Consider the following 21520-nt stretch of genomic DNA (forward strand, 5'->3'; position numbering starts at 1 on the left):
CTCTCACTCCATTGAAGATTTGTCATCTTTCTCTATATGATCAAGTGTTGAGCCATCAATGGCATTGATCAAATATTCTTCTTCTGTCTTTTTCTTTGAACTAACTGATACGCCTTCAAGCTCGACTCGCCATACAGGCACCATGACCTGCGTGCTTGCACCCGGGTATTGCGTATAGTAGCCAAGTTCTACCTTTTTCACGGTCGTGTTTTGGCTCAGCATGTTTTGTGTATATAAGTCCTTCACGGTTTCAAGGGCTGGGACAAGGGTTTCTTTTCTCACTTCATTAATCGACGTCACCATCGACTGCTGATACGACACGACCTCGTTTTGATCGTTTACATCTAAGGTGATTTTCCCGATGGTTTCGGTGTCATCAAGGCCTTCTTGGAAGATGTATTTCCCTTTATACGTTTGGAAAAAGACGATCTTCCCTGTCTCTTCATCAATACTCCACAGCTTATAATTCTTCCCATCCAGCAAACGCTGGTTTACGAGGTTTGTCGCCGCTGTTTTTATATCCTTTTTTGGCAATGCAACGGGTTTATTGAAGGTCATCTCAAGCAGTGTGACAGGATCATCTTTGTCCGTTTTCGGGAATGTGCTTTTCGCCTTTTGATCAGCTAATCCGTCGACATCCTTTTTCGTATATTGCTTCTTTTCAGCTGTAATGCGGTATCCAATCTTCGCTTCATCTGATAGATTGCCATATTTGATCCCATCTGCCTTCATTTCTTCCAGCGTATCCGTTTTTTCGATAATCGCAAAATGATCGGTTGATCGTTTTTCAAAGTATTGAAAACCTAGAAAGATATCGAGAACGAGAAAGGCTAGGATAAAGATCGTTTTGGTCTTATTCCACTCCATTATTCTCGCTCCCCTCTGTCAACAAATCATGCGATAGTATCACGGTTTTGCCGTTATATTTCATGCACCATACTGGCTCCAGCCAGACAAACATCGCTTGATCTTGATCTGATGCGGTTGAAGCAGCTTGATAGGCCGGGAAAATTTGTTCAATTTTCTCCAGGTCATCATATTTCGTCTGCTTGACGATTAAGTCCTTCAGCTCTGTCCCGTTCATCAGCTTGACCTGTTCACTCTGACTCGCTTTGTTGCCTAGAATATAGTTTGGACGCTTGTAATTCAAGATGTCATCATTCGCCCACTGTACTTCAAGAGAGGTCATCCCAAATGGATGCTTTGTACTGTTGACGATCGGCAGACCATCCATAAACATATTAAAGGAAAGCTGCTGGTTGCTGTTGATGCCAAAGTATTGATAGTCATCGGTAAAGCTCCCCGTATCATTGAAATACTTCACACTTCGCTTGATCAAATCCCCCGTTTGGAAAACGGTGCTGGAATTGATATTGCGGTGCTGATATTGGATGCGGTGGTCTTTTTGATTGGCTTCAAGACGGCTTGTGCCATCTGTGTACACTGTCCGATTTAAATTAGACTCCTCGCCCACAAGACTCGGGTCCGTAAACAGAGCGTCCTTGAATTTGCTTGTCTTAATCGTTTCGATAAAGAACATTTTCGCTTCAAGCTGCTTTTGCTTTCTCGGAAGGAGGAAATCTCGTTTAGAATTCGCTGAGAATGTATAGAGATCGTAGCGCGGCATCTCGTTTTGAGCGGCTGAGATACTGTCCATTAGATTCCGATAGTTAGCGGATTCTATTGTCAGCTCAAGCACCGTTTCCTTGCTGTATGAAACCAAATAGACTTTCTTATTGGCCTTGTCCTGCTGGGAGAACGGCACAATCATCCGATCAAACGAGTTGTATTCAATGGACTTATTCGGCCATTTAAACAGCGCTTGGAAAATATCAATCGGAATCGAGTCATTGAACACAAGATCCAATGTCTTCCCCTGTCCTCCGCTTCCATAGAAGAAATTCTTAAATCTCTGCTCAGAATATTGATCCGACACATCCGAAATCTCTTTGACATCCCAAAGGCTCACATCATTCCAGAAGTTTTGAAAGAGTTCCTTTTGATCGACTTTAAAATGCTCCCCATTTGAATGGATGAACATCTCGCGCGGCTTCACGACATCAATGAGACTTCTAGGCTCGTCGCTTGAAATCTTCTTCGTTTCCACGACCTTTGTGCCGGCATCTGCCTGGTCCTGCATGACGGGCTGGAACATCCAAATATTCCACGTAAACACAAGACTGATCGCAATTAGGATTGTCAATATTATGGTTTTAAAGGTCTCACGCTTCATCCCAATCATCCTCTTGTTCTTCATTGTACGGAAGGGTAAAGGTCACCGTTGTTCCTTTTCCTTCAATGCTGTCAGCCCAAATATCTCCGCCATGAGCCTGAACCATTTCTTTTGCAATCGCAAGTCCTAGGCCGGTTCCGCCAAGCTTTCTTGTTCTCGCCTTATCCACTCGATAAAAACGTTCAAAGATTTTATCCATATCCTTCTTCGGAATACCGATCCCTTCATCTTTGACGCTGAATAACACAAGGCCATTCTCCTCATCCAGATCAACGGTAAACGTGATATGTCCACCCTCTGGGGAGTATTTCATGGCATTGGAAATGATATTATCGAGCACCTGTGTGATTTTATCTTGATCAATTTCCACGTATATTTCACGCTGCGGCAGATTGCGGATAAACTCGACATGCTGCTCTTTCGTCATTTCAAAACGATCAATGACCAATGAGATAAACCTGATAAAATTCGTCCACTCACGGTTGAATTGATAATCCTTGCTGTCGAACTTAGACAGCTGCAGCAGGTCATTAACAAGCCGGATCATGCGCTCTGTTTCATTTTGCGTGACACTGAGGAACCTTGGCGCAAGCTCTTTATCACCAATTGCCCCTTCAGCCAGTGCCTCAAGATAGCTTCGCATCGTCGTCAGCGGTGTGCGTAGCTCATGTGATACGTTTGCGACGAATTCACGGCGTTCTGCATCAATTTTCTCCTGCTCTGTGACGTCATAAATGACCGCAATTAAACCATCAATCTTCCCATGCTCTTTCTGAATGACTGAGAAATTCACACGCAAAACAGACAGCTGATCTTCGCGTTCAATTTCTATCAGCATGGAATCTTGATTTTCGACTAAATCTTCAAATGTATGCGTGTCCTCGAGGCCCAGTAAGGACGTAATCGGCATCTCTAGAGCTGTTTCACGTGAAACATTTAACAGCTCTAATGCGGGGCTGTTTAATAGAATAATCGCACCGTTTTGATTCGTGGCGATGACGCCATCCGTCATATAGGCAATGACAGAAGAAAGCTTTTTCCGCTCACCCTCCGTCATCAGCTGCGCTTCCTCCAGTTCTCTCGTCAGATGGTTAAAGGTTGTCGCAAGCTGGCCGATCTCGTCATGTCCATATTTTCGGACTTTCCTGGAAAAATTCCCTTTGGCAAGCTCGATCGCTTGCTTTCTCATATCCGAAATAGGATGAGTGATTGTTCTAAAGATGAAGATACCAAGCAGTGCGGTCGTCCCAAGTGCGATCAGTGTGCCAGTCGCCAAAATGGTGTTAATGGTTCGCATTTGGTTAAACACGCTCTCCATCGAAGACACAACATAAATCACACCGACGGTTTCTTGGTTTTCATTTTTCACGGCTGTCGCAGAAATACGCACCCGTTTATTGGATTCTGGGTCATAGAATTTCTTTTCATAGTCTTTGCCGACCGCAAAAATACGGCTAATGATTTGATCAGTGATTTTCTTCCCGGCAATCTCCTGACTGCCATTATTCACAGAGGCAATGACCTCTCTGCTTTCGTCAATATAGCTGACTTCAGAAATTTCATTAGACTCATCTTTGTTGTTAAAGTCGTTTAATATCTTTTGAGCATCCTCTTTTAATTCTGCCTTGCTTTTCGATGAATCTTGTTCTAGGTAATACGATAACGAGTAGATTCGCTGATTCAAGGAATTATCATAGGAATTAATTAAGGACTGCTCTAGCTGCTTCACAAAGTACACGCCAATGATCTGCATGGCGACAATGATCAGCAGCACGTAAATTAAGGTCAATTTGAAGTGAATCGAGCGAAAAAAACCTACTTTACTCATAAGAATCTTAGTCCTGCTCTGGGTTTCTTAAATAGTAGCCAACGCCTCGTCGTGTCACGATCCAGCTCGGGTGGCTAGGATTGTCTTCAATTTTCTCACGAAGACGGCGGACTGTGACGTCCACTGTACGCACATCCCCGAAATAATCGTAGCCCCATACGGTTTGCAGCAAGTGCTCACGTGTCATAACTTGTCCGATATGTTTCGCTAAGTAATGAAGCAATTCGAACTCACGGTGCGTCAATTCAATTGTTTCCTCACGCTTAGACACCACATATGCATCTGGATAAATGACAAGTGATCCAATTTCAATATCATTTGATTCAGATTCTTCCTCTGTCTGCGGCGCAGCAATTTGTCTTCTCAAATTCGCTTTCACACGGGCAAGCAGCTCGCGCGTGCTAAATGGCTTCGTCACATAATCATCTGCGCCAAGCTCAAGACCGATGACTTTATCAATTTCAGAGTCTTTTGCTGTCAGCATGATAATCGGCATGTCATATTTTTTTCTCACTTCACGGCATACCTCAACGCCATCTTTGTTCGGCAGCATAATGTCGAGCAGAATGATGTCCGGTTTGATTTCTTCTACCATTTCAAGGGCTTCATTTCCGTCATATGCACAATGAACCTCATAGCCCTCTTTTCTTAAGTTAAACTCCAATATATCAGCAATCGGTTTTTCATCATCTACGACAAGAATCTTTTTTTCCATTGTGATTTCCTCCTGCATTTTTAGCATCTATGTCATTCCATTTTGCATCTCTCATCAGGCCTTTTCGTTTGAGCAAAAAAGGCTCACTGTCTATTATAACGTTTTACGTGGCAAAGATAAAAATAATAACGGCTTTCTTTTCTAGTAAACGTTGAATAGGAAGTCACCTCTCAAAAAAATTGATGGCTTTTTTCCTTTTTTATTGAAACTTTTCCAGTCACCAATCGTCTATATAGATGTAACGTCTTCTTCTTATGGAGCCGGGCCCTACCTAGGTCCGGCTTCTCCCTTTTTATGCCTTCTTTTCATAAGAAAAACGCACCTGCGATTGCAGATGCGTTTGGAAGTGGCTCGGGACGGAATCGAACCGCCGACACACGGATTTTCAGTCCGTTGCTCTACCAACTGAGCTACCGAGCCATCATCAAAAGATGAATATGTATAAATGGCGGTCCGGACGGGACTCGAACCCGCGACCTCCTGCGTGACAGGCAGGCATTCTAACCAACTGAACTACCGGACCTCAGTAACTTGCCCGAAAAAGCAATCGTGGTGCTCCTTCAAGCAAGTGAGGAAAAATTAGCTTAACGCTAAAGTAAATCAATGACCCGTACGGGATTCGAACCCGTGTTACCGCCGTGAAAGGGCGGTGTCTTAACCGCTTGACCAACGGGCCAATACATGGTGAGCCATGAAGGACTCGAACCTTCGACCCTCTGATTAAAAGTCAGATGCTCTACCAACTGAGCTAATGGCTCTCGGTTTGTGAAAAGTGAATCTGAAGAAGCCGTATTGCGTCAAACCAATCGCTTTAAAAAAGCTGGAACATCGCATCCTAACAAGTTTCAGAGACCTTTGCAACAACGAGATTTATAATATCATAGAGTAATTACATATGGCAATACGTTTTTCGACATTTTTTTAAAAAAAGTGTCGGATGTCAAATCTGCTTTCAAAGCCTCCACTTCTGCAACCGCCTTCATTTTACACGTCTTTTCGGATGATCTCTGCCTATTCAAACACATAGACACGTTTCAGGCCGCTCAAAAATGGCTATACATGAAACAAGTGACATTGTCATTGAAAAAGGAGGAAACAGTATGAGTTCATTCAAATTAGGAGATAAAATGCCCAACTTTTCACTTCCAACAATACAGGGCGATCACATTGATTTCGACAAACATTTAGAGGAGCATCAAAGCTGGCACCTCATCGTCTTCTTTAGAGGCTCATGGTGCCCAGTATGTGTAGAAGAATTAAAAGAGCTCGAACAGCAGCAATCATACTTTCAAGACAAGGATATCCACTTAATGACGATTTCAACGGATAACCCTGATGACTTGAAAGATTTTGCGGATAAAGAGGGGCTGTCCTTCCCGATCATGTCTGACCAGGATCTTACTTCATTAAAAGCATATGAAGTCCACTATCACGGAGAAGATGCTCCTTATGAAGATCACGGAGTGCACGGGGAACCTGCCTATTTCTTATTAAATGAAAAGGGCCAAGTCCTCTATCAGCAAAGACAAACAAGTCCGTTTGGCAGACCGCATGCCAACGAACTGCGCAAAATCATTCAGTACATCCGCAAAAACTTAAAAGGTCAATATAAAAGCATGAAATAAGAAAGAACCCTCATGATGAGGGCTCTTTTTTTATGATTGTCTTTTATTAAATAGCCAGTCTGCGGCGAAAAACACAAGAAGACCCGCCATGAGAATCACAAAAGTGACGGGTGGTCTGTCACCTTCGACATACGAGTACAGCGCATGTCCTCCTAATGCGAGAAGATAAAAGACAAACGCTGGTACAGCTGCTTTATGTGAATTCGCTTGTTCTCTTTTCGTCATTTTTTTAAAAAACATTGTAGCTATTCCCCTTTATGCTGCCTTCTTCATCGTCACCCGGCGAAGTGCCCGCAAACGAATATATTCCATCGGACCCATTCTCCAAACCTTTAGACAAAACGCTGATATGGCAATTTGCAGAAGTGAAATGAGCAGCCATGCCAATACGATAAGAGGGGCGTTGATTTGTCCGCCAAGACCCAATCCCCAGCTATAAAAAAGAACCGAGCAGATGATATTTTGCAGGATGTAACAGCTGAGTGCCATTTTCCCTACATATTCAAACCAATTCCACATGAACCATGATTCCGTGTGAACCAGGAGCTTCGCAATGACAGCGATATAGAAAAGAGAAAGGAATGGCGAAAACGCATAGCGCACAACGAATTCCACTAGTTCGTTCGGAACGAAGACAAGTGCATTCAGCGGCAGACCCACCCACAGACCGACTCGGAATAGTATTTTCCGTAGAGATTGCCCGCGTTCGTTTGCATAAAAAACACCGGCTCTCATCATCCGCACACCTAATAAAAACAGAAATGTGTTCATTGGAATGATAAAGATCGCTTCTTCACGGTACATGAAAAAGTGTTGTAATCGTTCTTGAACCTGCGAGATCCATGTCTCTGGCAGCTGCTCTTCCAGCGCCGGTTCACTGCTTTGATCATACGATTCTGTCTCCATTTCAGAGAGGGAGAACACCATCAGACAGGACAGAACAAGCAAATGAATGACTCCAGAGAACATCATGCCTCTTTTGATGCGCTTGCTCCCTCCTCGTACAATAAATGCCACAAGCAAACCGGTCACAGCGTAACTCATGAGCACATCATATTCCATCACAAGTGCAAAATGGACAAAGCCTTCGATAAATAAAAATAAAAGAATCCATAAATATGTACCTGGCCAAGGCATGTTTTTTCTTTTGGCCTGCTGATATTTCAGCTCTAGCCCTACACCGAACATGATTGTGAGCAGTGAGAGCATTTTCCCATAGACGAACATGGAAACAAGGCTTTCTAGAAAACTGCCATGTTCATATTCATCTGCAATCTGATCTGTCGCAAAGGTATCCCCTGCATACGCAAAAAACCAGACGTTCGTTCCCAATGTGCCTAATATGGCAAAACCTCGTAAAATATCTAATAATCTTATTCTTTCTTTCACTAGAACGCTCCTTCCCCCTATACAGTTATCATATTTTGGTAATGATCGGAAGCCTGTTCTACTGAAATTAAGAAATATTTAAACAAAAAGACACCAGTAAAATGTGCAATTTTACTGGTGTCTGATCAGTCTATTATTATGGACGGTACACGCTGCGGACAACGTTCGTTTGGGAACGATCTGGTCCGACTGAGAAAATGGAAAGTGGAATACCTGTTAATTGTGAAATGCGCTCTAAATAATGACGGGCATTTTCAGGCAGTTCGCTTAAATTCTTCACGCCTGTAATATCCTCTGTCCATCCTGGCATTTCCTCGTAGACAGGCTCACATTTCGCTAGTTCATTTAGACTTGCTGGAAATTCTTCTGTGATTTCTCCGTTCAATTTATAAGCGACACAGATTTTCAATGTTTCAATCCCTGTCAGTACATCAATTGAGTTAAGAGATAGATCTGTAATCCCGCTCACACGGCGAGCATGACGGACAACGACACTGTCAAACCAGCCAACACGGCGCGGACGTCCAGTTGTTGTACCGTATTCACGGCCAACCTCACGGATTTGATCGCCAATTTCATCATGGAGTTCTGTCGGGAATGGGCCATCTCCAACACGTGTTGTGTACGCTTTTGACACGCCGACCACATGTTGAATTTTCGTTGGTCCTACACCAGAACCAATCGTCACTCCTCCAGCCACTGGGTTAGATGACGTGACAAATGGATATGTCCCTTGATCGATATCAAGCATAACGCCTTGTGCTCCTTCAAATAGCACACGGCGGCCTTCATCTAGTGCGTCATTCAAGACAACAGATGTGTCCACGACATATTTTTTCACTTGCTGGCCATATTCATAATACTCGTCTAAAATATCTTCAATCTTGAAGCCTTCTGTGTCGTACATTTTCTCTAAAAGACGATTTTTCTCTTCTAGATTACGTGCAAGCTTCTCTTCAAATACTTCACGATCTAATAGATCTGCGACACGGATACCGATACGAGCTGCTTTGTCCATATAAGCTGGTCCGATTCCTTTTTTCGTCGTACCGATCTTGTTAGCCCCTTTCCGCTCTTCTTCCACCTCGTCCAATTTTAAATGGTAAGGCAGAATCACATGGGCTCTATTGCTGATTCTGAGGTTATCTGTACTCACATTCCGTTCGTGAAGATACGCAAGCTCAGTGACCAACGCTTTAGGATCAACCACCATTCCATTACCGATGACACAAGTTTTCTCTTGATAAAAAATACCGGACGGAATGAGGTGTAGCTTGTAAGTCACTCCATCAAATTTGATCGTGTGACCTGCATTGTTCCCCCCTTGATAACGGGCAATCACCTCTGCATTTTCTGAAAGGAAATCGGTAATTTTCCCTTTCCCTTCGTCACCCCACTGCGTACCTACTACGACTACTGAAGACATATCGTGCACCTCCGTTAACCTTTCAAAACGTTATCTCTTTCAAACACATTTATTTTATCAATGCAAAACGAAAAAGTCAACGCGAAATCCGAACATTAATATCTCGAAATCAAATTTTGTTCGTTTTAATTATGAGAAAAAGCGCTTTAATCACTTCTTCAGCGCTTAAAAAGGGAGATTTTGAGTAAAAACAACTATTTTGATGGTTCCTAATTTCTATTGATTTTCAATTAAATGAATCATCGAGCTTGCCATAAAATCAGGTGAGTACGGTCTCCCTGTCCTCAACCACCATTCTGCTGTTCCAACATAAGCAGAAATGACGAATTGCTGCTGCATGTCGATTGGAACGAGATGTGGATGAGGCTTTGAGCCTGCGATTTCCTCTAACCCCATAGAAAAGCTTTCTTCAAAAAAAGCACGAACCGTTTCATGAATATTGAGCTCTCGTCCTCGTTTCAAAAGAATTTGATACTCCTCTTCATGTTCCTGCAAATGCTGATAAAATCGAAAAATATACACATAAGACGCATGCTCTTTTTTCACATCATCTTCTTGTACAGGAGCAAAAATGGCACATTTCATCACATCAAACATCTCATCCATCACCTGCTGGGCAAGATCAAATTTATCCTCATAATGCTGATAAAAGGTGGTGCGGTGGATGCCCGCCACTTTCGTCAAATCCTGTACAGAAATCTTCTCCCACTCTTTTTCTCTTAATAACTGAAATAACGCTTTTCTTAATTGCTGCTTCGATTCCGTTGCACGCTTATCCCCTCTGTAGCAGTCCGCCACAAGCCATTCTCCCCTTCCTATGAACTTCAACAGATTCCGCTTTTCTGTTGGTTGAATCCTCAAGGCTGATGAATTAACTTTAATCTAACACAATGAAAAAAAGGAAGCATCTGACAACCTATAAGGAGTGATGATCATGGAAACAACTACACCAACTGCCGTGCAAAAAGCGTTATTAAGAGGAAAAAACAAGCAGGATCCGTATAACCCATTTGATTGGTATGCCAACATGCGTCAGACATCACCTGTTCATTTTGACGAAGCCAGCCGAACATGGAGTGTATTCACCTATGAGGAAGCAAAACGTGTGACAATCGATAAAAATACCTTTTCTAGTCAGCCTCCTAAAGACCAGCGGAAGCATTCATTGATGAAAACAATGGTGATGATGGACCCTCCCAAACACACTCGAATCCGCTCCATTGTGAGCAAAGCCTTTACACCTCGAGTCATGAAATTGTGGGAGCCGCGTATTCAAGAATTGATGGAGGAACTCATGGCACAAATAGAAGGGAAAAACGAGATTGACCTAGTGCAAGCCATCTCTTATCCGCTTCCTGTCATTGTCATTGCAGAGCTTTTAGGTGTACCGTCAGAGCATAAACAATCCTTTAAAGAATGGTCTGATATTCTCGTCAGTATGCCTAAAAGTGAAGATGAGGAGGATGTCGCTGAATGGCAGAAAATTCGGGACCAAGGAGAGGCTGACATGATGGCGTTTTTTGCAGACATCATTGAAAGGAAACGTCACAACCTCGGTGAAGATTTGATTTCTCTCATTATTCAAGCGGAGGAGAATGGAGACAAACTGTCAGCGGATGAATTAATTCCATTCTGTAATCTTCTTCTTTTAGCTGGCAACGAAACAACCACCAACCTGATCTCCAATATGATCTTCAGCTTGTTAGAACAGCCGGGTGCGTATGAAGCGCTCGTTCAATCACCTGAGCTCATCCCGCGTGCTGTGGAGGAGGCCGTCCGTTTCCGTGCACCCGCTCCTACGATCGTCCGCTATGTCACAGAAGACACAGAGCTTGGGGGAAAAGTGCTGAAAAAGGGAGACAATGTGATTGTGTTTCTTGCTTCTGCCAACCGGGATGAGCGTCAATTTTTAAACGCACATGAATTTGATATACACCGTCACCCTAACCCTCATATTGGTTTCGGGCACGGCATCCATTTCTGTCTTGGCGCACCACTTGCCCGCTTGGAAGCATGTACTGCCATCAAGGCCTTATTGGACCGATATGAGTCACTAGAGCTCCTCTCCTATATGCCGATGACAAACAGCGGCATGTATGGGCTGAAAGAGCTGAAGCTGCGCGTCACACTTCGTTCATAACAGAAAAGACTCCCACCAAGCATGGGAGTCTTTTTTAAACGGGGGTAATTCCTTCTGTGTTCATGAGCACAATGCGATACCCATCTGGATCTTCAATGGTTGCTCCTCCCCGTTCCCAATATGGATTTGTAGAGGTGACTTGCCGTCCGCCAAATGAGATCAGTCTCTCTTTCATCTGCTGAAACTCCTGTTCATCAGGAATATAAAAAACAAGCAGCTGTTCTGGATGCGGAACGGGCAGGCTCTCTTCTTCTTCATGTTTGGTGATTTCTAAATGAACATGCTGATGAGGAAGCCCCAGCATCACACCATCGTATCCTTCATGCTGATCAAATGAACCTATTCGTTTGAGCCCTAAGCCTTTTTCATAAAAAGAAACAACCTCTTCCATGTTGACGGTTGGACGTGCGATGCGTAATTGAGCGGCTTCGAACTGTTGAAATTTCATCAGTCATCACTCCTTTTCTCCTTTTAGTATACGATTTCTCTCTCTCCCTCTCCTCCTCATTTCGACCGTTTTTCAATCATTCTTTCGATGTAGATCATCAAAAAAAAGCCCAGCTTCTTGAGCTGGGCTTTAAGCACCGGGCGGAACACCCGCATCGTCAAACCTTCTTTCCAGATTGACGAATTTGTTATATTCTTTGACGAACGCCAGTGATACTGTACCAACTGGACCGTTACGCTGTTTGGCAATGATGATTTCAATAATGTTCTTATTCTCTGATTCTTTGTCGTAGTAATCATCACGATAAAGGAATGCCACGATATCGGCATCCTGCTCGATACTTCCTGATTCACGAATATCAGACATCATTGGACGTTTGTCCTGACGCTGCTCTACTCCGCGTGAAAGCTGAGACAAAGCAATAACCGGAACTTCAAGCTCCCTTGCCAGCGATTTCAATGCCCTAGAGATTTCAGAAACCTCTTGCTGACGGTTATCGCTTGATCGTCCGCTCCCTTGAATGAGCTGTAAGTAGTCAATCAGGATCATGCCAAGACCGTTTTCTTGCTTCAAACGGCGGCATTTCGAGCGAATTTCACTTACCCTGATTCCAGGTGTATCATCAATGAAAATCCCACTATTTGATAGCGAGCCCATCGCCATTGTCAGCTTGCCCCAGTCCTCTTCTGTCAGATTACCGGTTCTTAGGTTCTGTGCATTGATATTCCCTTCTGCACAAAGCATACGCATAACTAGCTGCTCAGCTCCCATTTCTAAACTAAAGATGGCGACACTTTCGTCCGTTTTGGTCGCAACATTCTGTGCGATGTTCAATGCGAAAGCCGTTTTCCCTACTGATGGACGAGCCGCGACAATAATCAAGTCATTTCGCTGGAATCCAGCAGTCATCCGGTCAAGCTCAGAGAATCCCGTTGGAATCCCTGTGATATCGCCTTTTCGGTTATGAAGCTGTTCAATATTATCATATGTCTGAACAAGAACGTCCTTAATGTTTTGGAAGGCTCCTGAGTTTTTACGCTGCGCCACTTCCATAATGGTCTTTTCAGCATCACTCAACAGATCCTCTACTTCATCCTCACGCGTGTACCCATCCTGTGCAATGGTTGTCGCCGTACGGATCAGACGTCTTAAAATTGATTTCTCTTCTACAATTTTTGCATAGTATTCAATGTTTGCGGCAGTTGGGACAGAGTTCGCAATATCGGTTAAATACGAAATCCCGCCTACCTCTTCTAGTAAATCTGTATTGGCAAGTTCAGAAGTCACCGTGACAAGATCGACCGGTTCCCCTCTATCACCAAGTACAAGCATCGCATTGTAAATCTTTTGATGCGACATTCTATAGAAATCCTCTGGAATTAATACCTCAGAAGCGAGCGTGAGCGCAGATGGTTCTAAAAAAACAGCACCTAATACGGCCTGCTCGGCTTCTATATTTTGCGGCGGCAGCCGGTCATCGAGAAGTTCCGTCATGCCAAGCACCGTCCTTTCATATAAAAATACGCTACTCATCATTTTAACATTTCCATCAATAAAAAAGTGAAAAACATCGACTATAGTCAAAATTACCATGAGGATGTTTCGTTGAACAGCCAACCAACGCATTTCAATAGAAAAGACTCTGTAACATAAATTGTTATAGAGTCCTTCTGTATCGGATTTTTATCTGTTGTAGTTCACACATGTGATCGACGCTCCAACACGGCATGTTCGAATGCGTTTTTTTAATCTATCGTTTTCTTAACTCCATAATTTTCTTTTTGCCCAATGTCTTGTAAAGACCCGTTTTGATAACCAATAGATAACACCAAATCGGGAATTGAATCAATCCCGTTTTTGGCTAGATCAAATAGCTGTGCACCATAATGTGAAGCGGCAATGCGTGCATTTTCTGCTGTGTATGGATTTTTCAGGAGTTCTTCTTTGTATATATCAAAAATATTCTTCCCGTTATCCGTTACAAATTGACCGTTTACAATGCTTAAATCTTTTAAATTGTAGCCTGTGACCGTTTTGATTTGATTAACAAGGTGGAATTTGGCAAGAGAATCAGGCGTGAATTGAGTAGAATCGTCAGATCTGCTTTTCATGATGTGGAAAAATAATTCTCTTGTATTGTTGGTTGTATTTAATAGGTCTTCTATTTGTTTGGTCAGCGATTCGTCTGTTGAACCACTCACCAATAATTTGAAATGATTTGGGTCAATGGTAAAAGTTAAATTTGTGTTTTTAGGAATGGTTATACCGTTTTTAGAGAATAAATCTTGCAATTGTTCGTTGACCTTTTGCCGATTGAATATTTTTTTCTCTACGCTTTCTTGGGTAGGATCGTACCGTTTTTCATTACGGAAGATGGCGTCATTAAAGTCATATTGACCTCCTTTATTATTCCTTGCCCAACTCATTTCCATAATGTAAGCAGCTTCTCTTTCCGGTTTTGTTAGATCACTTCTGAAATAAGAAGAATAAGGGTTTCTATACTTATTATATATATGGTCTTGAGGATCTTTGAATCGTTTATTTTGTTCATTTATTTTTTCGTATTTTTCATCTAGTATTTTCATCCGTCTATCAGCTTCGGTCATCACCTCATTTGTACTTTTAATAGCTGATTGACCTTTATAGTCGATTCGGTTCTGATTGTTTGAAGCACCTGCCGTGTATGACGTATTAATATTCATTTTGATTCTCCTTTTTAAAAAAATAGTGATTATTAAATATATCGGCAATTTAGTTAAAATTTGTTAGTTTTGATCCGATATAGTAATTATTACAAGTAGGGTTAAAATATGACAAATACTATCTTCAAACGTTTTTTATTACCTGCATTGGTATTAGTGCTTGTTACTAGTTTTTTTGCACCTAATTCTGCGGAAGCAGCTATTACAGGGAATAACAGTCCTAACACAGCAAGTTCAATGGGATATTGGAAAAATAGTCGTCCAGATACAACAATCTTACCTGAAGGTGAAAATGAAGCGTATTATCAGTTTACGATCAATAAAGGTGAAAGAGTTTATGTCAGAAGTTCTTATAATAAGCAATATACAGGGATGAATATCGAGGTGTATAATTCTAAATATTCTAGGACAGGGTCCGAAGTTATTAATCCTGATTCAGTAACGCCTTTTATTTTTGCTAATACTGGTGAAGTTACATCAACTTCAGAGACTTATTTTGTGAAAGTGACCCGTGGTACATATACAGGGAATATGTACTTTACTGTTTCCATTCAAGATCGTATTAAATCTGGGAATGGGACATTCAATTTTACGGGGACTTCTACCAACTTGGGGAATTCTTCTTTAAATTTTTTAGGAGTTGATTCTTCAGTCATTACAATGGATTTAACTAATAATTCCACAGTTCCTAAACGTGCTGTAGTTAAATCGATTACGACAACTAGTACCCAAACACCCAACCAAGGGAATGTCACACACAAACTGATGGCTAGTGAAAGTAATATTTGGTACACATCACTTTTTTCTTCTGCAACAAGCGGTTCTTACCGTATTTCTCTTGAAGATCAATTAAAAGTCGCTCAAAAATGGAGCTTTAAGTACAACGCAAAAGCTACAGCGAGATCTACTATGAGCAATGTCAAAGCCGATATCCGTTACGAATATGATGTCACAGATGGATTCTAATTTAATGGTGTTTACAGACATGTTCACCAATTGATCAAAAAGTAAGGGTACATTCCCTTACTTTTTTAATTGTGTCATTTTTGATGCTATACTTCGCCACTTTTAAAACAGCTACGCATGATATTGAATAAGTTGTGAGATATGATCACCAGCTTTTTGCAAAATCCTCCTCTTTTTGCCTAAAAATATAAGAGGGTCTATAGACTCATTTTTCCTCAAAATTATTTCGAGAAGAAAAACCTATATTTATTCCTGAATCAAACAGAAGAAAATGGTAAATATTCCGAGGCAGTCAAGGTCTTTTGACATTTCTCCTCTTTTTAAATGACAAGGTCCGGTATTCCCTATTTCAAATCATTTGTTAGTGAGTTAGTCCGTTATTTTCTGAATATTAAGATTAAAATATCCAATACACAACTTTATGAACATTTGACTTCATAATTGATAACCATTATCATTTGATTTGCTTGCGTGATAGTTGAGAATCATTTTCATTTGGAGGAACCATTCTTCAATTACTACACTCATCCAATATCCGCAAGCCTGCTTTTATCATCGTATGAGGGTCGAATTTGAGGAAGGAGATTTTTTACATATGTCCAAACGCCCTGAAGGAATGGGTACTGAGGATTCACTTTTCGGAGAAAGCCGTCCTTTTTTTATACCTGGGACGGAGCAACTGGATATCACAGCGCACCCATACAGACTTTTTATATTTAAACCGAATACTACTCCTCCAGCGGCTGGTTTTCCAGTCATGTACGTGCTTGATGGGAATTCACTTTTTGGCACAATGGTCGAATCCATTCGTTTACAGTCAAGAAGACCTGAAAAAACAGGTGTCGTACCTGCCATCATTGTTGGAATTGGCTATCAGACAGAAGCGCCCTATCATCCGCTCAGGCATTATGATCTCACTCTTACCAGCCCTGACGCTTCCATTGGGGGCAAAAGAAAGGACTTCTCCATCCATACATATGGCGGGGCCTCTGCTTTCTTTTCTTTTTTAGAAAAGACTGTAAAGCCTTATATCGAGCAACGCTTTCCGATCAACCTGAGTCGTCAAACACTGTTTGGGCATTCTCTTGGCGGTCTTTTTGTATTACACACACTATTTGAGCACCCTGATGCTTATCAGACATATATTGCGGGCAGTCCTTCTATCCACTGGAATAAAAAATTATTTCTAGAAAAAGAATACCAATTCACCAACCGTATACGTCAGGTGCCTATGGATGTAAGGCTGTTTGTAGGTGTAGGTGAGCTAGAAAAACATCATCCATGTCAAATGAATGATCATGCAAAGTCACTAGCAAATCGTATGTTGCCTTTATCCTCATATGGCTTACATACGGCCTATCATGAGTTCCCTGAAGAAGGACATACGTCCGTTTTACCGGTGCTGATGAATTACGCTTTCCGTTTTGCACTCTATCATGATGATCCTTTAACAACCACAGACATGAAAGAAAGGTAGTGAACACATGAAACATAGTGGTCTATCTCAAAAGATTGCCCTTATCACAGGCGCAGGACAAGGTATTGGGCAAGCAGTCGCAAAAAGACTATCCGAAGAAGGTGCGATCATTGCAGCAGTTGACGCAAATGAAGATCAGCTGCAAAGCACCATCCAACAAATGAATGATGAAGGCATACGCGCCTTTGCCTATCCAGGTGACATTACCGATCAAGCTTCTGTTCAGCACATTGTCGATCAAATTGAAAAGCAGCTCGGACCCATTTATTTACTAGTCAATGTAGCAGGCATTCTTCGAATCGGTTCTATTGACCAGCTTTGTGCAGATGACTGGCAACAAACCTTCGCAGTCAACACACATGGTGTCTTTTACGTATCTCAAGCTGTCTCCAAATACATGATGAAAAGATCAGAAGGGGTCATTGTGACCGTCAGCTCTAACGCAGGTGCCATCCCTAGAATGAATATGGCTGCCTATGCCGCATCAAAAGCCGCAGCTACTTCCTTTACAAAAACGCTTGGATTAGAGCTAGCAGCCTATGGAATCAGATGCAATGTCGTCTCTCCTGGCTCTACCGCAACACCTATGCAATGGGCTTTATGGTCTGATGAACAAGGAGCAGATCAGGTGATTAAAGGTTCATTAGAGACGTATAAAACCGGTATTCCTTTACAAAAAATCGCTGATCCTCAAAACATCGCTGATGCAGTCATCTTCTTTGCATCTGAGCAATCCAGTCATATTACGATGCAGAATCTCACGATTGATGGTGGCGCAACACTCGGAATCTAGCATTTCATCAAAAAGGAGGCCTTTTCATGAAACATTCATTATTGTCGTCAGAAGAAAAAGTACAGTTGATTCAAGACTATCAGCCAGGCGCTTTTTTCCTTGCTTCCCCTAAACGTACGATACTGGCAGAAGGGATTTTCCAGCATATTGAAACCAATCAGCTAAATGAACTATCCACAAGGGTAGCTCACGTATTTGACGCTGCCAAACAAGCTGGTATTCGAACACCGATTGTTGCTGGTGCTGTTCCGTTTGATCCGGCGCAACCCGTTCGTTTAAGTGTTCCAATCCATGTACAGTTTAGTGATCCACTCGAATTTCATCAAGGTGATGAGGAGTCGGAAATTGCAGCTCCATCCTATGAGGTGACACCTGTCCCCTCTCCAGATGTCTACATGAATGGTGTGAACGAAGGGTTAGCTAAAATTGAGAAAGGAGAGCTTAGCAAAATCGTACTCTCTAGATCTCTCCATCTCAAATCAAATCGAGAAATTAATACGAAAGCAATACTTGAACGACTTGCTCGTCATAATACGACTGGCTATACGTTTGCTACAAATGTAGCTGACCCGGAATCTTCCCAAAAGCGCACACTGCTTGGGGCAAGCCCTGAGCTGCTTCTTTCAAAAACTGGTTCAACTGTTATTTCCAATCCACTTGCTGGTTCTCGGCCACGCAGTTCAGATCCAGTAGAAGACCAGCGTCGTCACGATGAACTCCTTACTTCAGCGAAGGATTTACACGAGCATGCAGTGGTTGTCGATGCTGTCACTAAAGCGCTTGCTCCTTACTGTCATACACTAGATGTACCTGCATCACCATCCGTCATACAAACAGAAACGATGTGGCATTTATCTACTGTCGTTAAAGGTGAATTAGCAGATGCAGGTGTATCCTCAATTGATTTAGCGCTTAGCCTTCATCCAACACCCGCAGTATGCGGAACACCTACAGCAGATGCTCGTGAAGCAATCCAAGCGATTGAACCCTTCGATCGAGGATTTTTCACAGGAATGATCGGTTGGTCAGATGCAAATGGTGATGGAGATTGGATTGTCACCATTCGTTGTGCAGAAGCTGAGGGGCACTCCCTTCGCCTCTTTGCTGGTGCAGGAGTGGTCAAAGGATCAAAGGCAGAAGAAGAGCTAGCCGAAACATCTGCAAAATTCAACACGATGCTTCATGCGATGGGCATCCATCAGTTATAAAAATACATAGGAGATGACAAAACATGTTTGTTCAACCACCTACATGGCCAGAAGAATTTGCAAAACGCTACCGTGAAAACGGCTGTTGGCGTGGGGAAACCTTTAGCGGCATGCTTCGTGAACGCGCCGCATCGTTAGGGAATAAAACAGCAATTACATATGCTGATACGCACATGAGCTACCAAGAACTTGATGAGCGCGTCAGCAGTCTTGCCGCCGGTTTTCATCAGCTTGGAATTCAAAAGGGAAGTCGAGTTGTCGTTCAGCTTCCTAACATTCCTGCTTTTTTTGAAGTCATTTTCGCTTTATTTCGAATCGGTGCTTTACCCGTCTTCTCGCTTCCATCTCATAGAAGCAGCGAAATCACTTATTTTATTGAGTTTGCCGAAGCAGACGCATATGTCATACCAGATATCGATGGTAGCTTTGATTATCGATCACTCGCACGTCAAGTGAAAGAAAAGCTTCCCTCATTACCTCATGTCATTGTTGCAGGGGAAGCTGAGGAATTCCTTGACTTGGATGATCTGCGCAAGGACCCATCACTCGATCCTCAAATTCATGTAGAGGCAAGCGAAATTGCGTTTCTTCAGTTATCTGGAGGCAGCACAGGCCTTTCAAAACTCATTCCTCGTACACATGATGACTATATGTATAGTCTTTGGAAAAGCAATGAGGTGTGCGAGCTTACACAAGATAGTGTGTATCTAGCTACACTTCCAGTTGCACACAACTATCCATTAAGCTCGCCTGGAGTCCTTGGGACGTTATACGCTGGTGGAAGAGTCGTTCTTGCACCTGGATCAAGCCCTGATGTAGTCTTTCCACTCATTGAAAAAGAACGAGCAACCATTACCGCTGTCGTTCCACCTATCGCATTGATTTGGCTAGAGGCTGCTCCTCATCGATCAGATGACTTATCCAGCCTTGAGGTCTTGCAAGTAGGTGGTGCTAAATTCAGTGCTGAGGCAGCAAAACGAGTGATGCCTGCCCTTGGGTGTAAATTACAGCAAGTTTTTGGCATGGCAGAAGGTCTGGTCAACTATACCAGATTAAATGATCCTGAACATGTCATTATTCATACACAAGGACGCCCGATGTCTGAATATGATGAGGTACTAGTGGTAGATGATGAGGACAAGCCCGTCCCGAATGAAGTGGCTGGACATCTTTTAACAAGAGGACCTTATACGATTCGTGGCTACTATAAAGCTGATGAACAAAACAAAAAAGCATTTACACCCGATGGCTTTTACAGAACAGGTGACATCGTGCGATTAACCAAAGAAGGAAATGTTGTTGTAGAAGGCAGAGACAAGGATCAAATCAATCGTGGTGGCGAAAAGGTTGCCGCTGAAGAAGTTGAGAACCATTTACTTGCGCACCCTGACATTCATGATGCCGCCATGGTGTCCATGCCAGATCCATTTCTTGGCGAACGCTCATGTGCCTTTGTTATTGCAAAAGGAAACAACAAGCCAGCACCACATGCATTAAAGTCATTTCTAAGAGAACGCGGGCTCGCTGCCTATAAAATTCCCGACCGCATTGAATGGATCGATGCGTTCCCACAAACAGGTGTAGGCAAAGTCAGTAAAAAAGCATTAAGAGAATTAGCTGCAATCCATACTGCCAACGTATAAAAAAAGAGGAGTGAAAACCATGGCAATCCCTACTATTCCTGCGTATCCAATGCCGAGCACACAAGATTTACCCGAAAATAAAGTGAACTGGATACCGGATCCGAAACGTGCTGTTCTGCTGATACATGACATGCAGCAATATTTTTTAAATGCATTTCAACAAGATACATCACCAATCACAGAGTTAGTTCAACATATTGAACAATTACGTAATACATGCAATGAACTTGGCATTCCAGTCGTCTATACAGCTCAACCTGGTGACCAAGACCCGAAGGATCGTGCCTTATTAACAGATTTTTGGGGACCTGGACTTGGTGATGATGAAGCATTGACAAAAATCATTGATCAGCTTGCTCCATCTGAAGCAGATACAATGCTGACAAAATGGCGTTATAGCGCATTCAAAAAATCCAATTTTTTAGATATTCTTCAAGAAGGCGGGCGTGATCAACTGATCATTACTGGCGTATATGCACATATTGGCTGTATGCTGACAGCCGCAGAAGCATTCATGCTCGATATTGAAACCTTTTTTGTCGCCGATGCCGTTGCTGACTTTTCACTTAAGCATCACAAAATGGCAATGACCTATGCAGCTGAACGCTGTGCGGTCACCACAACGACAAACCAAATCATTAGTCGTTTAACAGGACAGGAAGCAGACGATGACCTATCTTTTGAGGCCATCCTTCACCAAGTAGCTGAGTATCTCGAAATCAAGCCGAATGAAATACCGCTTGACGAGAATCTCGTCTACCTTGGGCTTGATTCTATTAGAATGATGAGCCTAGCGGAAAAGTGGAGACAGCAAGGAATGACAGTCAATTTCGTTGAGCTTGCAGCAAATCCAACGCTCACTCATTGGCGAACTCTTCTTTTCCCAGAAAAACAGCCATCTATCCCAAATATCGATTACATGTAAAG

General features: G+C 42.5%; 19 protein-coding genes and 4 tRNA genes. 8 read left to right on the top strand and 15 right to left on the bottom strand.

Translation table 11 applies throughout. From position 1 onward, the window contains the following. Positions 1-3: 3 nt before the first annotated feature. From C6344_RS14140 to C6344_RS14175, 8 genes are all read right to left on the bottom strand, one after another. The gene (locus C6344_RS14140; RefSeq protein WP_060597679.1) at positions 4-867 is read right to left on the bottom strand and encodes a two-component system regulatory protein YycI; all 864 of its coding nucleotides are present in this window, start codon (positions 865-867) and stop codon (positions 4-6) included. Beyond that, entirely contained in the window at positions 854-2233 is a 1380-nt protein-coding gene (gene yycH / locus C6344_RS14145) for a two-component system activity regulator YycH (protein ID WP_034660605.1), read from the bottom strand. Before yycH ends, C6344_RS14140 begins: the two co-directional genes overlap by 14 nt. Then, positions 2223-4061: a cell wall metabolism sensor histidine kinase WalK gene (gene walK / locus C6344_RS14150; RefSeq protein WP_034660608.1), complete on the bottom strand. Its 1839-nt coding sequence runs from the start codon at positions 4059-4061 to the stop codon at positions 2223-2225. Before walK ends, yycH begins: the two co-directional genes overlap by 11 nt. A 7-nt stretch (positions 4062-4068) precedes the next feature. Next, entirely contained in the window at positions 4069-4776 is a 708-nt protein-coding gene (gene yycF, locus C6344_RS14155; protein WP_034660610.1) for a response regulator YycF, read from the bottom strand. A 347-nt stretch (positions 4777-5123) separates the two neighbouring features. Then, positions 5124-5196 (bottom strand) — tRNA-Phe (locus tag C6344_RS14160). Between the two features lie 26 nt (positions 5197-5222). Beyond that, positions 5223-5299: transfer RNA gene (locus C6344_RS14165), tRNA-Asp, on the bottom strand. A gap of 81 nt (positions 5300-5380) precedes the next feature. Next, positions 5381-5452 (bottom strand) — tRNA-Glu (locus tag C6344_RS14170). Between the two features lie 6 nt (positions 5453-5458). Then, positions 5459-5534: transfer RNA gene (locus tag C6344_RS14175), tRNA-Lys, on the bottom strand. Positions 5535-5876: 342 nt separating this feature from the next. On the opposite strand from C6344_RS14175, the gene C6344_RS14180 reads away from it, so the two are divergent. Continuing rightward, complete coding sequence (locus C6344_RS14180) at positions 5877-6401, top strand: peroxiredoxin family protein (protein ID WP_106071258.1); 525 nt, start codon at positions 5877-5879, stop codon at positions 6399-6401. Positions 6402-6431: 30 nt separating this feature from the next. Here C6344_RS14180 and C6344_RS14185 read toward each other — a convergent pair whose 3' ends face one another. The 4 genes from C6344_RS14185 to C6344_RS14200 all read right to left on the bottom strand — a co-directional run bounded on the left by C6344_RS14185 (position 6432) and on the right by C6344_RS14200 (position 10044). After that, the gene (locus C6344_RS14185) at positions 6432-6641 is read right to left on the bottom strand and encodes a hypothetical protein (RefSeq protein ID WP_034660614.1); all 210 of its coding nucleotides are present in this window, start codon (positions 6639-6641) and stop codon (positions 6432-6434) included. Positions 6642-6656: 15 nt separating this feature from the next. After that, a complete protein-coding gene (locus C6344_RS14190) occupies positions 6657-7790 on the bottom strand; it encodes a DUF418 domain-containing protein (protein ID WP_106036346.1) in 1134 nt (377 codons plus the stop codon). A 136-nt stretch (positions 7791-7926) separates the two neighbouring features. Then, positions 7927-9216: an adenylosuccinate synthase gene (locus tag C6344_RS14195; RefSeq protein WP_034660617.1), complete on the bottom strand. Its 1290-nt coding sequence runs from the start codon at positions 9214-9216 to the stop codon at positions 7927-7929. A 216-nt stretch (positions 9217-9432) separates the two neighbouring features. After that, positions 9433-10044 (bottom strand): TetR/AcrR family transcriptional regulator, encoded by a 612-nt coding sequence (locus tag C6344_RS14200; protein WP_223251415.1) that lies wholly within the window; start codon positions 10042-10044, stop codon positions 9433-9435. A gap of 106 nt (positions 10045-10150) precedes the next feature. On the opposite strand from C6344_RS14200, the gene C6344_RS14205 reads away from it, so the two are divergent. Then, on the top strand, positions 10151-11356 hold the full coding sequence (locus tag C6344_RS14205; protein WP_106031731.1) for a cytochrome P450: 1206 nt from the start codon (positions 10151-10153) through the stop codon (positions 11354-11356). Positions 11357-11390: 34 nt separating this feature from the next. On the opposite strand, the gene C6344_RS14210 is transcribed toward C6344_RS14205, so the two are convergent. The 3 genes from C6344_RS14210 to C6344_RS14220 all read right to left on the bottom strand — a co-directional run bounded on the left by C6344_RS14210 (position 11391) and on the right by C6344_RS14220 (position 14506). Then, on the bottom strand, positions 11391-11804 hold the full coding sequence (locus C6344_RS14210; protein ID WP_106042807.1) for a VOC family protein: 414 nt from the start codon (positions 11802-11804) through the stop codon (positions 11391-11393). A 129-nt stretch (positions 11805-11933) separates the two neighbouring features. Further along, a complete protein-coding gene (dnaB, locus tag C6344_RS14215) occupies positions 11934-13298 on the bottom strand; it encodes a replicative DNA helicase (RefSeq protein WP_003214779.1) in 1365 nt (454 codons plus the stop codon). 251 nt (positions 13299-13549) lie between these two features. Then, positions 13550-14506, bottom strand: coding sequence for a DUF4885 family protein (locus C6344_RS14220; RefSeq protein ID WP_106042805.1), 957 nt, complete (start codon positions 14504-14506; stop codon positions 13550-13552). Between the two features lie 108 nt (positions 14507-14614). Between C6344_RS14220 and C6344_RS14225 the strand changes: the two genes are divergently transcribed. The 6 genes from C6344_RS14225 to C6344_RS14250 all read left to right on the top strand — a co-directional run bounded on the left by C6344_RS14225 (position 14615) and on the right by C6344_RS14250 (position 21518). Continuing rightward, complete coding sequence (locus C6344_RS14225) at positions 14615-15472, top strand: hypothetical protein (protein ID WP_066031478.1); 858 nt, start codon at positions 14615-14617, stop codon at positions 15470-15472. Between the two features lie 595 nt (positions 15473-16067). Beyond that, a complete protein-coding gene (locus tag C6344_RS14230) occupies positions 16068-16949 on the top strand; it encodes an alpha/beta hydrolase (protein ID WP_106073031.1) in 882 nt (293 codons plus the stop codon). Positions 16950-16956: 7 nt separating this feature from the next. Further along, complete coding sequence (locus C6344_RS14235; RefSeq protein WP_106031726.1) at positions 16957-17742, top strand: 2,3-dihydro-2,3-dihydroxybenzoate dehydrogenase; 786 nt, start codon at positions 16957-16959, stop codon at positions 17740-17742. 26 nt (positions 17743-17768) lie between these two features. Further along, the gene (gene dhbC / locus C6344_RS14240; protein ID WP_106073032.1) at positions 17769-18950 is read left to right on the top strand and encodes an isochorismate synthase DhbC; all 1182 of its coding nucleotides are present in this window, start codon (positions 17769-17771) and stop codon (positions 18948-18950) included. Positions 18951-18973: 23 nt separating this feature from the next. Then, positions 18974-20593 carry a (2,3-dihydroxybenzoyl)adenylate synthase gene (locus C6344_RS14245; protein ID WP_060597687.1) on the top strand — a complete coding sequence of 540 codons (1620 nt, stop codon included), beginning with the start codon at positions 18974-18976 and terminating at the stop codon, positions 20591-20593. 19 nt (positions 20594-20612) lie between these two features. Continuing rightward, on the top strand, positions 20613-21518 hold the full coding sequence (locus C6344_RS14250) for an isochorismatase family protein (protein WP_060597688.1): 906 nt from the start codon (positions 20613-20615) through the stop codon (positions 21516-21518). The last annotated feature ends 2 nt before the right edge of the window (positions 21519-21520 follow it).

It is taken from the genome of Bacillus sp. GBSW19, from assembly GCF_002998655.1.
Taxonomy (GTDB): domain Bacteria; phylum Bacillota; class Bacilli; order Bacillales; family Bacillaceae; genus Bacillus.

Excerpts from the sequence above, each read along its gene's own strand:
- C6344_RS14140 (WP_060597679.1), bottom strand. The coding sequence starts at position 867 with ATGGAGTGGAATAAGACCAAAACGATCTTTATCCTAGCCTTTCTCGTT.
- yycH (WP_034660605.1), bottom strand. The coding sequence starts at position 2,233 with ATGAAGCGTGAGACCTTTAAAACCATAATATTGACAATCCTAATTGCG.
- walK (WP_034660608.1), bottom strand. The coding sequence starts at position 4,061 with ATGAGTAAAGTAGGTTTTTTTCGCTCGATTCACTTCAAATTGACCTTA.
- yycF (WP_034660610.1), bottom strand. The coding sequence starts at position 4,776 with ATGGAAAAAAAGATTCTTGTCGTAGATGATGAAAAACCGATTGCTGAT.
- C6344_RS14180 (WP_106071258.1), top strand. The coding sequence starts at position 5,877 with ATGAGTTCATTCAAATTAGGAGATAAAATGCCCAACTTTTCACTTCCA.
- C6344_RS14185 (WP_034660614.1), bottom strand. The coding sequence starts at position 6,641 with ATGTTTTTTAAAAAAATGACGAAAAGAGAACAAGCGAATTCACATAAA.
- C6344_RS14195 (WP_034660617.1), bottom strand. The coding sequence starts at position 9,216 with ATGTCTTCAGTAGTCGTAGTAGGTACGCAGTGGGGTGACGAAGGGAAA.
- C6344_RS14205 (WP_106031731.1), top strand. The coding sequence starts at position 10,151 with ATGGAAACAACTACACCAACTGCCGTGCAAAAAGCGTTATTAAGAGGA.
- C6344_RS14210 (WP_106042807.1), bottom strand. The coding sequence starts at position 11,804 with ATGAAATTTCAACAGTTCGAAGCCGCTCAATTACGCATCGCACGTCCA.
- dnaB (WP_003214779.1), bottom strand. The coding sequence starts at position 13,298 with ATGACGGAACTTCTCGATGACCGGCTGCCGCCGCAAAATATAGAAGCC.
- C6344_RS14220 (WP_106042805.1), bottom strand. The coding sequence starts at position 14,506 with ATGAATATTAATACGTCATACACGGCAGGTGCTTCAAACAATCAGAAC.
- C6344_RS14225 (WP_066031478.1), top strand. The coding sequence starts at position 14,615 with ATGACAAATACTATCTTCAAACGTTTTTTATTACCTGCATTGGTATTA.
- C6344_RS14230 (WP_106073031.1), top strand. The coding sequence starts at position 16,068 with ATGTCCAAACGCCCTGAAGGAATGGGTACTGAGGATTCACTTTTCGGA.
- C6344_RS14235 (WP_106031726.1), top strand. The coding sequence starts at position 16,957 with ATGAAACATAGTGGTCTATCTCAAAAGATTGCCCTTATCACAGGCGCA.
- dhbC (WP_106073032.1), top strand. The coding sequence starts at position 17,769 with ATGAAACATTCATTATTGTCGTCAGAAGAAAAAGTACAGTTGATTCAA.
- C6344_RS14245 (WP_060597687.1), top strand. The coding sequence starts at position 18,974 with ATGTTTGTTCAACCACCTACATGGCCAGAAGAATTTGCAAAACGCTAC.
- C6344_RS14250 (WP_060597688.1), top strand. The coding sequence starts at position 20,613 with ATGGCAATCCCTACTATTCCTGCGTATCCAATGCCGAGCACACAAGAT.